Consider the following 317-nt stretch of genomic DNA (forward strand, 5'->3'; position numbering starts at 1 on the left):
GCCCTGTGCTTTGACAATCGGCGAGAACAATCGTGCCACCTTGGCAAAATAAAGATAATGGTCGGCAGCCACAATCAGGTTGCGGCCCGCAAATTCGTCTGCGGCTTTCGGCGAAACAATCACTGCACCTGCTTGGCTGTCGTGTACTTCGGCTTTGTATTTCGGATTGGCCAAAAAGCTGATGTGTTCCGCCTGCGACTGATCCAACGGACGGACGGCGGTAATGGCGATGTCTTCGCCTTTCCATTCGCCGCCGAGCTGGGATACGATTTGGGACAGGGTGTATGCTTGTGAAGTCATGATAATCTGCCGTCAAG

1 protein-coding gene is annotated in these 317 nt (G+C 53.3%); it reads right to left on the reverse strand.

All coding sequences use genetic code 11. The annotated features are described in order from the left end of the window. Positions 1-300 (reverse strand): LpxD N-terminal domain-containing protein (locus ACTHSP_RS23380; protein WP_440347165.1); only part of this gene is annotated, 300 nt, incomplete at its 3' end. Between the last annotated feature and the right edge of the window lie 17 nt (positions 301-317).

Source organism: Neisseria sp. P0001.S005 (assembly GCF_051963715.1).